This is a genomic window from Streptomyces sp. 2323.1 (genome assembly GCF_900221035.1).
GTDB classification, from domain to species: domain Bacteria; phylum Actinomycetota; class Actinomycetes; order Streptomycetales; family Streptomycetaceae; genus Streptomyces; species Streptomyces sioyaensis.
Genome location: NZ_LT907981.1, coordinates 3,492,537 through 3,506,979 on the forward strand (window position 1 = coordinate 3,492,537; position 14,443 = coordinate 3,506,979).

The 14,443-nt window shown below is 73.5% G+C and carries 12 protein-coding genes; 4 read left to right on the forward strand and 8 right to left on the reverse strand.

The genetic code is table 11. The annotated features are described in order from the left end of the window. Nucleotides 1-197 precede the first annotated feature (197 nt). The 4 genes from ilvD to CPH93_RS14600 all read right to left on the reverse strand — a co-directional run bounded on the left by ilvD (nt 198) and on the right by CPH93_RS14600 (nt 4,756). Nucleotides 198-2,048, reverse strand: coding sequence for a dihydroxy-acid dehydratase (gene ilvD / locus CPH93_RS14585; protein ID WP_093484499.1), 1,851 nt, complete (start codon nt 2,046-2,048; stop codon nt 198-200). 234 nt (nt 2,049-2,282) lie between these two features. Then, nucleotides 2,283-2,939: a TetR/AcrR family transcriptional regulator gene (locus CPH93_RS14590; RefSeq protein ID WP_093484498.1), complete on the reverse strand. Its 657-nt coding sequence runs from the start codon at nt 2,937-2,939 to the stop codon at nt 2,283-2,285. Next, nucleotides 2,936-3,748: a sugar phosphate isomerase/epimerase family protein gene (locus tag CPH93_RS14595; RefSeq protein WP_096213106.1), complete on the reverse strand. Its 813-nt coding sequence runs from the start codon at nt 3,746-3,748 to the stop codon at nt 2,936-2,938. Before CPH93_RS14595 ends, CPH93_RS14590 begins: the two co-directional genes overlap by 4 nt. 81 nt (nt 3,749-3,829) lie before the next feature. Next, nucleotides 3,830-4,756 (reverse strand): Ppx/GppA phosphatase family protein, encoded by a 927-nt coding sequence (locus CPH93_RS14600; protein WP_093484496.1) that lies wholly within the window; start codon nt 4,754-4,756, stop codon nt 3,830-3,832. Between the two features lie 75 nt (nt 4,757-4,831). Here CPH93_RS14600 and CPH93_RS14605 point away from each other — a divergent pair, with 75 nt between their 5' ends. Further along, a complete protein-coding gene (locus CPH93_RS14605) occupies nt 4,832-5,692 on the forward strand; it encodes a hypothetical protein (RefSeq protein WP_093484495.1) in 861 nt (286 codons plus the stop codon). A gap of 46 nt (nt 5,693-5,738) precedes the next feature. Here CPH93_RS14605 and CPH93_RS14610 read toward each other — a convergent pair whose 3' ends face one another. After that, a complete protein-coding gene (locus CPH93_RS14610; protein ID WP_331716990.1) occupies nt 5,739-7,526 on the reverse strand; it encodes a BACON domain-containing protein in 1,788 nt (595 codons plus the stop codon). 222 nt (nt 7,527-7,748) lie between these two features. Here CPH93_RS14610 and radA point away from each other — a divergent pair, with 222 nt between their 5' ends. Together radA and disA are read left to right on the forward strand one after the other, a co-directional pair. Continuing rightward, nucleotides 7,749-9,161 (forward strand): DNA repair protein RadA, encoded by a 1,413-nt coding sequence (gene radA, locus CPH93_RS14615; RefSeq protein ID WP_006604001.1) that lies wholly within the window; start codon nt 7,749-7,751, stop codon nt 9,159-9,161. Between the two features lie 125 nt (nt 9,162-9,286). Then, entirely contained in the window at nt 9,287-10,411 is a 1,125-nt protein-coding gene (gene disA / locus CPH93_RS14620; RefSeq protein WP_093484493.1) for a DNA integrity scanning diadenylate cyclase DisA, read from the forward strand. Nucleotides 10,412-10,456: 45 nt separating this feature from the next. Here the strand turns inward: disA and CPH93_RS14625 are convergent, their stop codons facing one another. From CPH93_RS14625 to CPH93_RS14635, 3 genes are all read right to left on the reverse strand, one after another. Next, nucleotides 10,457-11,440 carry an NAD-dependent epimerase/dehydratase family protein gene (locus CPH93_RS14625; RefSeq protein WP_096213108.1) on the reverse strand — a complete coding sequence of 328 codons (984 nt, stop codon included), beginning with the start codon at nt 11,438-11,440 and terminating at the stop codon, nt 10,457-10,459. 139 nt (nt 11,441-11,579) lie between these two features. Beyond that, nucleotides 11,580-12,386: a hypothetical protein gene (locus CPH93_RS35765; protein WP_096213109.1), complete on the reverse strand. Its 807-nt coding sequence runs from the start codon at nt 12,384-12,386 to the stop codon at nt 11,580-11,582. Nucleotides 12,387-12,527: 141 nt separating this feature from the next. Further along, nucleotides 12,528-13,052 (reverse strand): pyridoxamine 5'-phosphate oxidase family protein, encoded by a 525-nt coding sequence (locus CPH93_RS14635; protein WP_096213110.1) that lies wholly within the window; start codon nt 13,050-13,052, stop codon nt 12,528-12,530. A gap of 192 nt (nt 13,053-13,244) precedes the next feature. Between CPH93_RS14635 and CPH93_RS14640 the strand changes: the two genes are divergently transcribed. Beyond that, nucleotides 13,245-14,204, forward strand: coding sequence for an A/G-specific adenine glycosylase (locus CPH93_RS14640; RefSeq protein ID WP_093484489.1), 960 nt, complete (start codon nt 13,245-13,247; stop codon nt 14,202-14,204). Nucleotides 14,205-14,443: the final 239 nt, after the last annotated feature.

Consider the following 14,443-nt stretch of genomic DNA (forward strand, 5'->3'; position numbering starts at 1 on the left):
CGCCGCACGCCGAGCGCAGGCGACGATCCCGATCGCCAGCTCGGTGAACTTACTCGTCATTTCAGGACCTCCCAGTCCAGTGGCGGATCCGCCACAGGCCACACGCTGATCGCACGGCGGGCACACAAGCGGGCACACAGCAAAAGGTCCCCGTCACCCGACGGGGACCTTCCACTACTGCTACTGCCTGCCGGGCCTCAGCCCAACTTGCTCACATCCCGCACCGCGCCCTTGTCCGCGCTGGTGGCCATGGCTGCGTAGGCGCGCAGGGCCTGGGATACCTTGCGTTCGCGGTGCTTGGGGGCGTAGACGCCGCCGAGGGCTGCGCGGCGGGTGGTCAGCTCGTCCTCGCTGACGAGGAGTTCGATCGAGCGGTTCGGGATGTCGATGCGGATGCGGTCGCCGTCCTCGACGAGGGCGATGGTGCCGCCGGACGCCGCCTCGGGGGAGGCGTGGCCGATGGACAGGCCGGACGTGCCGCCGGAGAAGCGGCCGTCGGTGACCAGGGCGCAGGCCTTGCCCAGGCCGCGGCCCTTGAGGAAGGACGTCGGGTAGAGCATCTCCTGCATGCCGGGGCCGCCCTTGGGGCCCTCGTAGCGGATGACGACGACGTCGCCCTCCTTGACCTGCTTCTTGAGGATCTTGTCGACGGCCTCCTCCTGCGACTCGCAGACCACGGCCGGGCCCTCGAAGGTCCAGATGGACTCGTCGACGCCGGCGGTCTTCACGACGCAGCCGTCCTCGGCCAGATTGCCCTTGAGGACCGCCAGGCCGCCGTCGACGGAGTAGGCGTGCGCCAGGTCGCGGATGCAGCCGCCCTCGGCGTCCACATCGAGGCTGTCCCAGCGCTCGGACTGGGAGAAGGCGGTCGCCGAGCGCTTGCAGCCGGGGGCCGCGTGCCACAGCTCGACGGCCTCGTCGGACGGGGAACCGCCGCGCACGTCCCAGGTCTTGAGCCACTCGTCGATCGACGAGCTGTGCACGGTGTGCACGTCCTCGTTGAGCATCCCGGCGCGGTAGAGCTCGCCGAGGATGGCGGGGATGCCGCCGGCCCGGTGCACGTCCTCCATGTAGTACGTGCCGCCCGGCGCGACGTTCGGCGCGACCTTCGCCAGGCAGGGCACCCGGCGCGAGACCGCGTTGATGTCCTCCAGGTCGAAGCTGAGTCCGGCCTCCTGGGCCGCGGCGAGCAGATGCAGGATCGTGTTCGTCGAGCCGCCCATGGCGATGTCCAGGGCCATGGCGTTCTCGAAGGCGGCGCGGGTGCCGATGTTGCGCGGCAGGACGGTGTGGTCGTCCTGGTCGTAGTGGCGCTTGGTGATCTCGACGACGGTCCGGCCGGCGTTCTCGTACAGCGCCTTGCGGGCGGTGTGCGTGGCGAGGACGGAGCCGTTGCCGGGCAGCGAGAGGCCGATCGCCTCGGTCAGGCAGTTCATCGAGTTGGCGGTGAACATGCCGGAACACGAGCCGCAGGTCGGGCAGGCGTTCTCCTCGATGCGGAGGATGTCCTCGTCCGAGATCTTGTCGTTGACCGCGTCCGAGATCGCGTCGACCAGGTCGAGGGTGCGGACGGTGCCGTCGACCAGCGTCGTCTTGCCGGACTCCATCGGGCCGCCGGAGACGAAGACGGTCGGGATGTTGAGCCGCATGGCGGCCATCAGCATGCCCGGGGTGATCTTGTCGCAGTTGGAGATGCAGATCAGCGCGTCCGCGCAGTGCGCCTCGACCATGTACTCGACGGAGTCGGCGATCAGGTCGCGGGAGGGCAGGCTGTAGAGCATGCCGCCGTGGCCCATGGCGATGCCGTCGTCGACCGCGATGGTGTTGAACTCGCGCGCGATGCCGCCCGCCGCGTGGATCGCCTCGGAGACGATCCGGCCGACCGGCTGGAGGTGGGTGTGCCCCGGCACGAACTCGGTGAAGCTGTTGGCGACCGCGATGATCGGCTTGCCGAAGTCCTCGCGCGCTACCCCGGAGGCCTGCATAAGGGCTCGGGCGCCGGCCATGTTGCGGCCATGGGTAACGGTGCGGGACCTCAGATCGGGCACGATGGTCACTCCCTCGGATGGGTACGTACGACCGCCGTCGGCGGTGTGCAGACCTGCACCCGCAGCGGTGGCGTCATAGAACAGCTGAGGACGAGATTACGCCTCTGATCCAAGATCTGGACAGCCTCTCCGGTATGTGAGACGGCTGCCCGGACTGCGGACAGCGGAGCATGGGGGCGTTTGTGCAGGTCAGGGGCGTGTCGAGGGTGCCCGTAGCGGGTCCCGCAGCGCTTGTCAGGGCTGCGTCAGATAGCGCTGGAGAGCGGGGGCGACCATGGCGATGATCTCCTCCGTGTCCGCGGAGGCGACCGGGTCCATCTTGATCACATAGCGCAGCATCGCGATCCCGATGAGGTGGGAGGCGGCCAGCTGGGCCCGGAACTCCGGGTCGGGGACGTCCAGTTCGCCGGCCACCCGCTGGAGCATCCGGCGCTCGATCAGGCCGCGCAGCACGGCCGCCGCGGTGTCGTTGGTCAGCGCGGAGCGCATGATCGCCAGCAGCGGCTGCCGGCTGACCGGGTTCTCCCAGATGCCGAACATGAAGCGGGCCATCCGCTCGCCCACGTCCGCGCCGCCGCCCGCGAGGGCGTCGGGCATGGTCAGCGCGGGGGCGAAGGTCAGCTCGATGGCGGCCGCGAAGACCTGCTCCTTGGTACCGAAGTAGTGGTGCACCAGCGCCGAGTCGACCTCGGCCGCCTTGGCGATCCGGCGCATCGAGGTCTTGTCGTAGCCGCGCTCGGCGAACTCCGTACGGGCCGCGGCCAGGATCCGCTCGCGGGCGCCGGGACCGGCCTGGGCGGCGGCCCGGGCGGGACGGCCCCGGCGGCGGGCCGGCGGCGGCGTACCGGGCGCCGAGGACGCGTCGTCCGGCCCGTTCGCGCTGCCGCTCACGAGCCCGGGACCCAGGTCGGCGAGGCGAGGTGGAGGCGGGTGAAGGCCAGCGCCTCGGCCAGGTCCGCCTCGCGCTCGGCGGCGGACATCGCCCGGCGGGTGTTGACCTCGACGACCACATGGCCGTCGAAGCCGGTGGCGGCCAGCCGCTCCAGCACCTGGGCGCAGGGCTGGCTGCCGCGGCCCGGCACCAGATGCTCGTCCTTGGCGGAGCCGTTGCCGTCGGCGAGATGCACATGCGCCAGCCGGTCGCCCATCCGCTGCACCATCTCCACCGCGTCGTTGCGGGCGGTGGCGGTGTGCGAGAGGTCGACCGTGAAGTGCCGGTAGTCGTCGTTGGTGGGGTCCCAGTCCGGGGCGTACGCCAGCATCTCGCGGTCCCGGTAGCGCCACGGGTACATGTTCTCGACGGCGAACTTCACGTCCGTCTCGTGCGCCATCCGCCACACCCCGCGGACGAATTCCCGCGCATAGTTGCGCTGCCAACGGAACGGCGGATGGACGACCACCGTCGAGGCGCCCAGCCGCTCCGCGGCGCTGCGGGCGCGCTGGAGCTTGACCCACGGGTCGGTGGACCAGACCCGCTGGGTGATCAGCAGACACGGCGCGTGCACGGCCAGCACCGGGACGCCGTGGTAGTCGGAGAGCCGGCGCAGCGCGTCGATGTCCTGGCTGACCGGGTCGGTCCACACCATGACCTCGACGCCGTCGTAGCCGAGACGCGCGGCGATCTCGAAGGCCGTCGCCGTCGACTCCGGATACACCGAGGCCGTGGACAGCGCGACCTTCGCATCCGGGATGCGCACCACTGGCTCTGTCACGAAGGACAGCGTACGGGCCGGGGCTGCGCGCGGGGCAGGAGGTCCGGACGTCCGTGGCCCGGCGCCGGGCTACGGCAGGTGGTCCAGCCGCCGCAGAATGACGCCCTCGCGCAGCGCCCACGGGCAGATCTCCAGCGTCTCGACCCCGAACAGATCCATCGCCGCCTCGGCCACCAGCGCCCCGGCCAGCAGCTGCCGCGAGCGGCCCTCGGACACGCCGGGCAGCGTGACCCGCTCCTGCGCGGACATCCCGGCCAGCCGCGGCACCCACTCCTCCAGCTTCTTGCGGGTGAGCTCCCGCTGGACGTACAGCCCCTCGGCGGAGCGGGCGGCGCCCGCGATCCGGGCCAGCTGCCGGAAGGTCTTGGACGTGCCGACGACGCGGTCGGGAGTGCCGTAGCGGGTGAATTCGCTCACCACCTTGGCGATCTCGGCGCGCACCCGGCGGCGCAGCGTCCGGACGTCCTCGGCCTCCGGCGGGTCACCGGGCAGATCACCCGCGGTCAGCCGGCCGGCGCCCAGCGGCAGCGACACCGCCACGTCCGGGTCCTCGTCGAGGCCGTAGGCGATCTCCAGCGAGCCGCCGCCGATGTCCAGCACCAGCAGCCGGCCCGCGGACCAGCCCAGCCAGCGGCGGGCGGCGAGGAAGGTGAGCCGCGCCTCGTCCTCGCCGGCGAGGACCTGGAGCTCGACCGCGGTCTCCGCGGCGACCCGGCGCAGCACCTCGTCGCCGTTGGTGGCCTCGCGGACCGCGGAGGTGGCGAACGGCAGCACGCTCTCGACGCCCTTGTCCTCGGCCACCTGGAGCGCCTCCAGCACGGTGGCCACCAGCCGCTCCACCCCGGCATCGCTTATCGCGCCGCGCTCGTCGAGGAGTTCGGCAAGGCGCAGCTCCGCCTTGTGCGAATAGGCGGGCAGCGGGCGTGCGCCCGGGTGTGCGTCCACCACCAGCAGATGGACCGTATTCGAACCCACGTCGAGGACACCGAGTCTCATACGGGGAAACCTACTGCGCCCGGTGCGCAGTGCTGTCGGCGCGGTGCCCGTCGCCGCTCGCCTTACGCTGGACTCGTGGCTAAGACGAAAAAGGCGAAGCACGAAAAAGCGCTGAAGAAGGAAGAAAAGCGGCGCGCTCAGGCGGCCGAGGAGGCGCGGACCCCGGGCGGGGCCGGGGCCGACGAGGTCGGCCTCGACTTCGCCCGCGCCTGGGTCACCTTCCCCGACCCGGCCGACGACGAGCAAATCTTCCGCTGCGACCTGACCTGGCTGACCTCCCGCTGGACCTGCATCTTCGGCAGCGGCTGCCAGGGCATCCAGGCCGGCCGGGCGGACGACGGTTGCTGCACGCTCGGGGCGCACTTCTCGGACGAGGAGGACGAGGAGCGGGTCGCGCAGCATGTGGCACGACTCACGCCCGACCTGTGGCAGCACCACGACGTGGGCACCACGTCCGGCTGGGTCGAGGAGGACGAGGACGGCGACCGGCAGACCCGCCGCTGGCAGGGCTCCTGCATCTTCCAGAACCGCCCCGGCTTCCCGGCCGGCGCGGGCTGCTCGCTGCACATCCTCGCGCTGCGCGAGGGCCGCGAGCCCCTGGAGACCAAGCCGGACGTCTGCTGGCAGCTGCCGGTCCGGCGTACCTACGACTGGATCGACCGGCCCGACGACACCCGGGTCCTCCAGGTGACGATCGGGGAGTACGACCGGCGCGGCTGGGGCCCCGGCGGCCACGACCTGCACTGGTGGTGCACCTCGGCGACCTCGGCGCACGGCGCGGGCGACCCGGTGTACGTCTCCTACCGGCCGGAGCTGACCGAGCTGATGGGCAAGGAGGGCTACGCCAAGCTCGTCGAGCTGTGCGAGGAGCGGCTGGCGGCGACGCTGCCGATGGCGCCGCATCCGGCGGACCCGAAGCCGCAGCGGCAGAAGTGAGCGCGCCCCGGGGCCGCCGCGGGAGGCGGCGGGTCCCCGGGTGCGCTCAGCGGGCGGGGTGGGTGGTGTTCGACGGCGTGGAGCCCGGTGCGGGCTTGGTCGGCGAGGGTGTCGGCGTCCCGGGCGGGGGTGTGGACGTCGGAGCCGGCGGGGTCTGCGTGGGTGTCGGCGTCGGGGCCGGCGGCGTGGGCCGCGGCCTGGGGTGCGCGGGCGTCGGACGCTGCGGCCCGGGCGCGGGGCCGGTCGTGCCGTAGCCCTTCATCGTGACGGCGGTGCCGCCGGGCTCGATGGCGATCCGGGCCCGCCAGTGGCCCGCGGGCTCCCGGTCGTGGTCGATGTAGACCGTGATCGTGGTGGACTGCCCCGGCCGCAGCGTGCCCGCCGTATGACTCATCTGGAGCCAGGCCGCGCCCGCCGCGGCGTGCCAGCGCACGGGGTGGGCGCCCGCGGCGCTGAGCGTGATCACCGTGGTCCGGCCGCTCGGCTGCGCGGCGACCGCCAGCCGGCCCGCCGACTCCGGCCGGCCGTCCGGCCCGCCCGTCCGTTCCGGGGTGCCGTTCGCGCTGATCACCTCGACGGACACATCGTGCGCCCCGTCGCCGGTGGTGAAGCCGGGCCCGGGCGTCGTCCGGGCGTTGCCGGCGTTCTCGTACGGGCGGCCGCCCATCCGCTCTCCGGTGTGGGTTTCGCTGGCCGTCACGGCGGGTGAGTCGTCCGCGGCCTCGTCGGTGGCCGGCGTGCCGTGGTACGCCGCCCACAGGGCCAGCACCGGCGCCGCGACGACCGTGGCGACCACGGTGGTGGTCAGCGCCCGGCTGCGCAGCCGGCGCCGGCGGGCCACCCGGTCCGGCGGCGGGCCGACGGGGAATCCGCTGCGGTCATAGCGAGGAGAACCGTTTGCCCCACCCGCCCGGCCGCCGCGTCCCGCACCGCCCTTTCCCTTCGCCCGGCCCGACTTGGCGTGCCGGGCCGCCGCCAGCGCACCGGAGACGGCCTCCCGGGGCGCGGGGACCAGCGGCAGCGTGCCCTGCGCCACCGGCGCGGTACCGGGCCACGCCCCGGGGGCGGTGGCCCGCTCGGCGGTGCGCCGGCACACCGTGCAGTGGTCGACATGGCGCACCAGCTCCCGGCTGAGCGCCGGGCCCAGCAGCACCTGGGTGTCGCCGGCCAGCTGCGCGACCTCGCGGCAGCGGCCGGACTCCACAACTGCCAGCGCCGCGCGGGTCCGTTCGACCTCGCAGGACGCGGTGGCCAGCAGCGTACGGGTGGTGACCGGATCGGCCCCGAGCACCGCGGCGACCTCGTCGGCCGAGAGCTGATGGCGCACCGAGAGCTCCAGCGCCTCCCGCTGCTCGGGGGTGGTGCCGGCGGCCTCCGGCCAGGCCAGCGCGGCGAGTTCACGCTGCCGGTGCTCGGCGTCGCGGGCGGCTTCGGCGTCCGGCGCCGCGGGACCGCGCCGCTGGGTGTCCGGTTTCCGGCCGCCCGGCCCGGTCCGTTCGGCGAGCCGGCGCAGACAGGCCCAGCGGGCAAGTGCGTAGAGCCAGCAGCGGTGCAGTGCCGGGTCGGCGGGGCGCCGGTTGTGGTGCCGGTCGGCGAGCGCGAGCACCTCGCCGAGCACCGCGGTCGCCGCGTCGTGTGCGCACAGCACGGAGAGGCAGTAGGTGAACAGCCCGTCCAGGAAGGGCTCGTAGCCGTCACGGGGGTCCGGGGGGCGCGGGGTGTCCGGGGTGTCCGGGTCGGGCCGCTGGGAGGGCTGCGGCCGGCTCCGGCGCTGCGCGTCGCCGCGCGACCGGTGTGCGCCGGTGGAGTGCGTGGGGTGCTCGGGCCTGCTCATCACCCCGGCGACGGTAGGCGGATGATGCAGCCCGGCTTGCTCGCGTTGGCCACTTTTAACCCTTACGGGTGACCAGATCCCTCAAAAGAGGACACGAATCAGCCATTCCGCGGCTGGCGCACTCCGCGGACACCACTCTCCGGTGCCACCGGCGGCTACGGGAGCCCGGCTCCGCGCCCGCTCGGGGAACGCGTTGTCGGACCCCGCCGTTACGGTGACCCCATGGCAACGCGTAAATCGTCGGGCAAGGAGCGTCCCTCCTACCGCTGCACCGAATGCGGCTGGACCACCGCGAAGTGGCTCGGCCGCTGCCCCGAGTGCCAGGCATGGGGCACGGTCGAGGAGTTCGGCGGCGCCCCGGCGGTGCGCACGACCGCGCCCGGCCGGGTCACCACGGCCGCCGTGCCCATCGGCGAGGTCGACGGCCGGCAGGCCACCGCCCGCTCCACAGGCGTGGACGAGCTGGACCGCGTCCTGGGCGGCGGGCTGGTCCCGGGCGCCGTGGTGCTGCTGGCCGGCGAGCCCGGCGTCGGCAAGTCCACCCTCCTGCTGGACGTCGCCGCCAAGGCCGCCTCCGACGCGCACCGCACGCTGTATGTCACGGGTGAGGAGTCCGCGAGCCAGGTGCGGCTGCGGGCCGACCGCATCGGTGCCCTCGACGACCATCTGTATCTGGCGGCCGAAACCGATCTGTCGGCGGTGCTCGGCCATCTGGACACGGTCAAGCCGTCGCTGCTGGTCCTGGACTCGGTGCAGACCGTCGCCTCGCCCGAGATCGAGGGGGCGCCCGGCGGCATGGCCCAGGTCCGTGAGGTGGCCGGCGCCCTGATCCGCGCCTCCAAGGAACGCGGCATGTCGACCCTCCTGGTGGGCCATGTCACCAAGGACGGCGCCATCGCCGGCCCCCGCCTGCTGGAGCATCTCGTCGATGTCGTCCTGCACTTCGAGGGCGACCGGCATGCCCGGCTGCGCCTGGTCCGCGGCGTCAAGAACCGCTACGGCACCACCGACGAGGTCGGCTGCTTCGAGCTGCACGACGAAGGGATCACCGGCCTCGCCGACCCCTCGGGCCTGTTCCTGACCCGCCGTGCCGAGCCGGTGCCCGGCACCTGCCTGACGGTGACCCTGGAGGGCCGCCGCCCGCTGGTCGCCGAGGTCCAGGCGCTGACCGTCGACTCCCAGATCCCCTCCCCCCGGCGCACGACCTCCGGCCTGGAGACCTCCCGGGTCTCGATGATGCTCGCCGTCCTGGAGCAGCGCGGCCGGATCAGCGCCCTGGGCAAGCGCGACATCTACAGCGCGACGGTCGGCGGGGTGAAGCTGACCGAGCCCGCCGCGGACCTCGCCGTGGCCCTCGCCCTGGCCAGCGCCGCCAGTGACACCCCACTGCCGAAGAACCTCGTCGCCATTGGCGAGGTCGGGCTCGCGGGCGAGGTCAGAAGGGTCACCGGCGTCCAGCGCCGGCTGTCGGAGGCGGCCCGGCTCGGCTTCACCCACGCCCTGGTCCCCAGCGACCCCGGCAAGATCCCCGACGGCATGCGGGTGCTGGAGGTCGCCGACGTCGGAGAGGCGCTCAGCGTGCTGCCCAAGCGGGTCCGCCGGGAGGCCCCACAGGAAGAGGGCGCACGCCGGTAGACTTTGCCCTGGTCTCGCCCGTCACCGCAGAATTGCCTGTCGGCCGCGTACGCTCCGCTGGTACGTCAACCACAGCATGGGCCGGGCGGCCTGCGGACCGACAGACCTTGCGACGGAGGAGTGCAGTGGCAGCCAACGACCGGGCATCGACTCCCGGCAGGGCCGGTGGCAGTTCCGGCACCGAGGCCCTGATGCGCGCCTCGCTGAGCGCCGTCGCGCCCGGCAGGGCCCTGCGTGACGGCCTGGAGCGCATCCTCCGCGGCAATACGGGCGGACTGATCGTGCTGGGCTTCGACAAGACCGTCGAATCCATGTGTACGGGCGGATTTGTACTGGATGTCGAGTTCACCGCCACGCGGCTGCGCGAGCTGTGCAAGCTCGACGGTGCGCTGGTCCTCGACAAGGACATCACCAAAATTCTGCGGGCCGGTGTGCAGCTGGTCCCGGACGCCTCCATCCCGACGGAGGAGACCGGCACCCGCCACCGCACCGCCCAGCGGGTCTCGATCCAGGCCGGCTTCCCGGTCGTCTCGGTCAGCCAGTCCATGCGGCTGATCGCCCTCTATGTCGACGGCGAACGCCGCGTGCTGGAGGAGTCCGCCGCGATCCTCTCCCGCGCCAACCAGGCGCTGGCGACCCTGGAACGCTACAAGCTCCGGCTGGACGAGGTCGCCGGCACCCTCTCCGCCCTGGAGATCGAGGACTTGGTCACGGTCCGCGATGTCTCCGCGGTCGCCCAGCGCCTGGAGATGGTCCGCCGGATCGCCACCGAGATCGCCGAGTACGTCGTCGAGCTCGGCACGGACGGCCGGCTGCTCGCCCTCCAGCTGGAGGAGTTGATCGCCGGAGTGGAGCCGGAGCGGGAGCTGGTCGTGCGCGACTACGTCCCCGAGCCGACCGCCAAGCGCTCCCGCACGGTCACCGAGGCGCTCGCCGAGCTGGACGCCCTCAGCCACACCGAGCTGCTCGAACTCCCCATCGTGGCCCGCGCGCTGGGCTACAGCGGCTCGCCCGAGACGCTGGACTCCGCGGTCTCGCCGCGCGGCTTCCGCCTGCTGGCGAAGGTCCCCCGGCTGCCCGGCACGGTCATCGAGCGCCTCGTCGACCACTTCGGCGGTCTGCAGAAGCTGCTCGCGGCCAGCGTCGACGACCTCCAGACGGTGGACGGCGTCGGCGAGGCCCGCGCCCGCTCGGTCCGCGAGGGCCTGTCGCGGCTGGCGGAGTCGTCGATCCTGGAGCGGTACGTCTAGGGCCTGAGCCACCGGCATGACGGCAGGGGCTCCGGCCTTGCCCCGCTACCCCAGCACCCCCGCCTCCTTCTCCGGGGCCAGGCCGACCGCCGGCCGGTCCGGGCGCTGAGGTGCCGTGCCGCCGATCGATTGCAGCCAGGCCCAGGTGTCGGCGACCGTTTCGCCGACGGGGCGGCAGCGCAGCCCGGTCGCCAGGGCCCGGGACACCTCGGCGCCGAAGAACGCGTCCCGCGTTTCACCGGGCGGCAGCCAGGCCGGCAGTTCGGTCCAGGGCTCGATACCGGCGGCGAGGATGTCCTCCGGGGCGGCCCAGCGCAGCTCCGCGTCCGCGCCGGTGACCTGCACACAGCTCTCCAGCAGCTCGCCCATGGTGGCGTGCCCGGGCGCGCTCAGCAGGTTGTACGCCCCGCCGAGCCCGGACTCCAGGGCGCCGAGGGTCCACTCGGCGAGATCGCGGACGTCGATGTACTGCAGCGCCAACTCCCGCGGCCCCGGCGCGAGGACCGGGCCGCCGCGGGCGATCCGGCCCAGCCACCACGGCAGCCGCCCGATGTTCTCGTACGGCCCGAGGATCAGCCCCGCGCGGACCAGCAGCGCCCGGTCCCCGAACGCCTCGGTCGCGGCCAGTTCGCCGCCCCGCTTGGCCGCCGCATAATCCTCGGCCGTCGTGGCCTCGGCGGATCCGGCGACCAGCGGCCCGTCCTCGTCTAGCCCGTACGGGGCCGGATATGCGTACACCGAGCGGCTGGAGACGTAGGCGTAGCGCCCGGCCCGCCCGGCGAGCAGCCGCGCCGCGTCCCGTACCGCCGCCGGGGCACCGCTCCAGGTGTCGACGACGGCGTCCCATGCGCCCTGCTCCAGGGCCGCGAGCCCGGCCGGGTCCGCGCGGTCGCCGTGCAGGGCCGTCACGCCCTCGGGCGGGGCGTGGTTCCCGCGGTGGAAGACCGTCACCTGCCAACCCCGCGCCAGCGCCGCCTCGGTGACCGCCCGGCCGACGAACTCCGTACCGCCCAGCATCAGTAGCTTCATGACGGCGACTGTGCCGGACGGCGATGGCCGGGGCCAGCGGCGCACGCTCTCGGCGGAATCACCACGGGCGAAACAAACGGAGAGCGGGCCTCCGGATCATTCCGGAAGCCCGCCCGTCACACCGTCCCGTCCGGGGCTCTCAGCTCTTGGCCAGCACGAAGGTCGTATGGGCCGTCTCCAGCCCCGGGACGTCGGCCTGGATCCGGTACTTGCCGGCGGGCACCAGGGCCGAACTCGGCGTCGCGCACTGCGGACCGCTGGCCCGGCGGTCCCAGACAACGGTGCGCTGCACTTCACCCTTGGCCGGCACCTCCAGCAGCGCGGGGGCGGTGCCCGACGGGCAGTCGTTCGAGGCCCAGACCCGGTCGTCGCCCGCGCTGTCGGTGATCGTGAGCACCGCGGCCTTCTGCCCGAGATCCACCTTGCAGGCCGCACCGGCGGCGTTCTTGACCGTCAGCTCGAAGGTCGGCTTCGCGCCCGGCGCGTAGGAGCTCTTGACGCTGTGCAGGACCAACTCGGCCTTATCGGAGACGCAGTTGGGGAGGGAGGAACCGGCCGCGACGGCATTCTTGCCGGAGCCCTGGCCGATCGGCCCGCCACCGGGGCCACCGGAACCGGCACCGCCACCGGAAGCGTCGCCGTCGCCACCCGCCGAGCCGCCGCCGTCCCCGGAACCGGAGCCCCCGCCGCTGCCCGACTCCCCGCGCCCGCCCGGCTTTTCACCGATCGCCGGACCGCTGCCGGAGGGGCCGGGCGTGATGGACGTCGCGGGTCCCTGTCCCTGCGACCCCTTGCCCTCGTCGCCGCTCTTGCCGCCGCCCCCGCCCAAGTTGAGGGCCCACACCACCAGAAGGGCGAGCAGGACGACGATGGCCAGCGCAACGGCCCTCCGCCGCCAGTAGATGGAGGAGGGAAGCGGCCCGATCGGATTGCGCAGTGATCCCACGCGGAAACTCTACGAGAGATCGGCAGCCGCACTGGCCAGTACCCGCCGTATCCGGCACCAACTTTTCGCATCATCGGCCCGGAGACGGCAACCCGGCCGCGTTTCCCTCCCGTACGGGCCGACTGGCGCAGGCGCCCCGCCTCACCCCCGCGACCACTCCTCCTTGTGCCCGAAGCCCTGACCGTTGTCGATCAGCCGCAGCCAGTCGGGGCGCAGCTCCCACAGCGAGGTCCGCTCCAGGGCGTCGCGCAGCCGCTCGCTCCCGGCGACGAAGGGGAAGCGCGCGAGATAGACCTGCCAGGCGGCGGCCCGGTCGGCGCCGGTCAGGATGCGGCAGTCCCCCCGGCCCTGGAGTCCGGTCAGCCCGGTCCACTCCTGGCCGTCCCGCTGCGCCGTGAACGCGGCCCGGGCGCCGGGCCCGGCCAGCGCCCGGCCGTGCCGCGTGGTGGCCGCGGTGACGAAGTAGAGGACGGGCCCCGGGACGGCGGCGGGCGCCGCGGTGCTCTCCGCGCCGGTCGCATAGAGCACCGCGCAGGCCTGCGGCCCGTCCTCGTCCGTATACGCCAGCGTCATCGTCGTGTGCGCGGCGAGTGCCCGCCGGATCGTCTCCGGGCAGGGCGACCCGCCCGTACCGTTTCCGTTTTCCGTACCGGTCTTTTGCGCCATGACCGCATCCTCGCCCGCCGCGGCCGGCCGGCGCGCGCCGGGCCCCCGCCCCGGGCGCAGCACCGGTTACCGCATACCGCCGGTAACCGCCACCCGTGCGCCCCCGGCCGTCCTGCGTGCGGGTGGGCGCGCGGCGGTGCGGGCCCGGCGCGTTCCCCGGGCACCCCCGGACGTGCCAGGATCGGCAGTGCCATGACTTCGACGCCTGTCACCACCACTGCCACGACCGCCGCCGCCGAGACCGCCCCCGCCGCCGACGCGGCCGCGGGAGCCGCCGACGGGACCGCGCTGCACGGCCCGGTCACCGACTGGTTCGACGAGCACGCCCGCGATCTGCCCTGGCGCCGCCCCGAGGCGGGCGCCTGGGGCGTGATGGTGAGCGAGTTCATGCTCCAGCAGACCCCGGTCAGCAGAGTGCTGCCGGTCTACGAGCAGTGGCTGGCCCGCTGGCCGCGCCCCGCCGACCTGGCCGCCGAGGCGCCCGGCGAAGCGGTGCGCGCCTGGGGCCGCCTCGGCTATCCGCGCCGCGCCCTGCGCCTGCACGCCGCCGCCTCCGCGATACAGGAGCGGCACGGCGGCGATGTGCCACGCGAGCACGCCCAGCTGCTGGCACTGCCCGGCGTCGGCGAGTACACCGCCGCGGCGGTCGCCTCCTTCGCGTACGGGCAGCGGCACGCGGTGCTGGACACCAATGTGCGCCGGGTGTTCGCCCGCGCGGTGGCCGGCCGCCAGTTCCCGCCGAACGCCACCACCGCTGCGGAGCGCAAGCTCGCCCGGGCGCTGCTGCCCGACGACGAGAAGCTGGCGGCGCGCTGGGCGGCGGCCACGATGGAGCTGGGTGCGCTGCTGTGCACGGCGCGCTCGCCGGAGTGCGGCCGCTGCCCGATCGCCGCGCAGTGCGCCTGGCGGCAGGCCGGGTCGCCGGTGCACGACGGTCCGCCGCGACGCATCCAGACGTACGCCGGGACCGACCGGCAGGTGCGCGGCAAGCTGCTCGCCGTGCTGCGCGAGGCGGTCACACCGGTGCCGCAGCAGGTGCTGGACGCGGTGTGGGACGAGCCGGTGCAGCGGGCCCGCGCACTGGACGGGCTGGTCTCGGACGGTCTGGTGGAGCCGCTCGGCGGTGGCCGCTACCGGCTGCCGCTGACGTAGCGCGCAGGTCTCCACTCCACAGGGCGCGGCCGCTTCGGTGGCCGCGCTCGTCGTTTCACTGACTCCGTTTCACCTTTCGATGCACAATGACCGAAAAGCTCCGCGATACGACGCGAAGAAGACCGTCACACGCCTCGATCGCCGCCCCACCACCCCTCATAGACCTTTCGGTAGGGCGCTTCTCCCCCCGGAGTATGACGTCCGGAGACCCGCCGTCCGTCCGAGGGATGAGCCCTGGC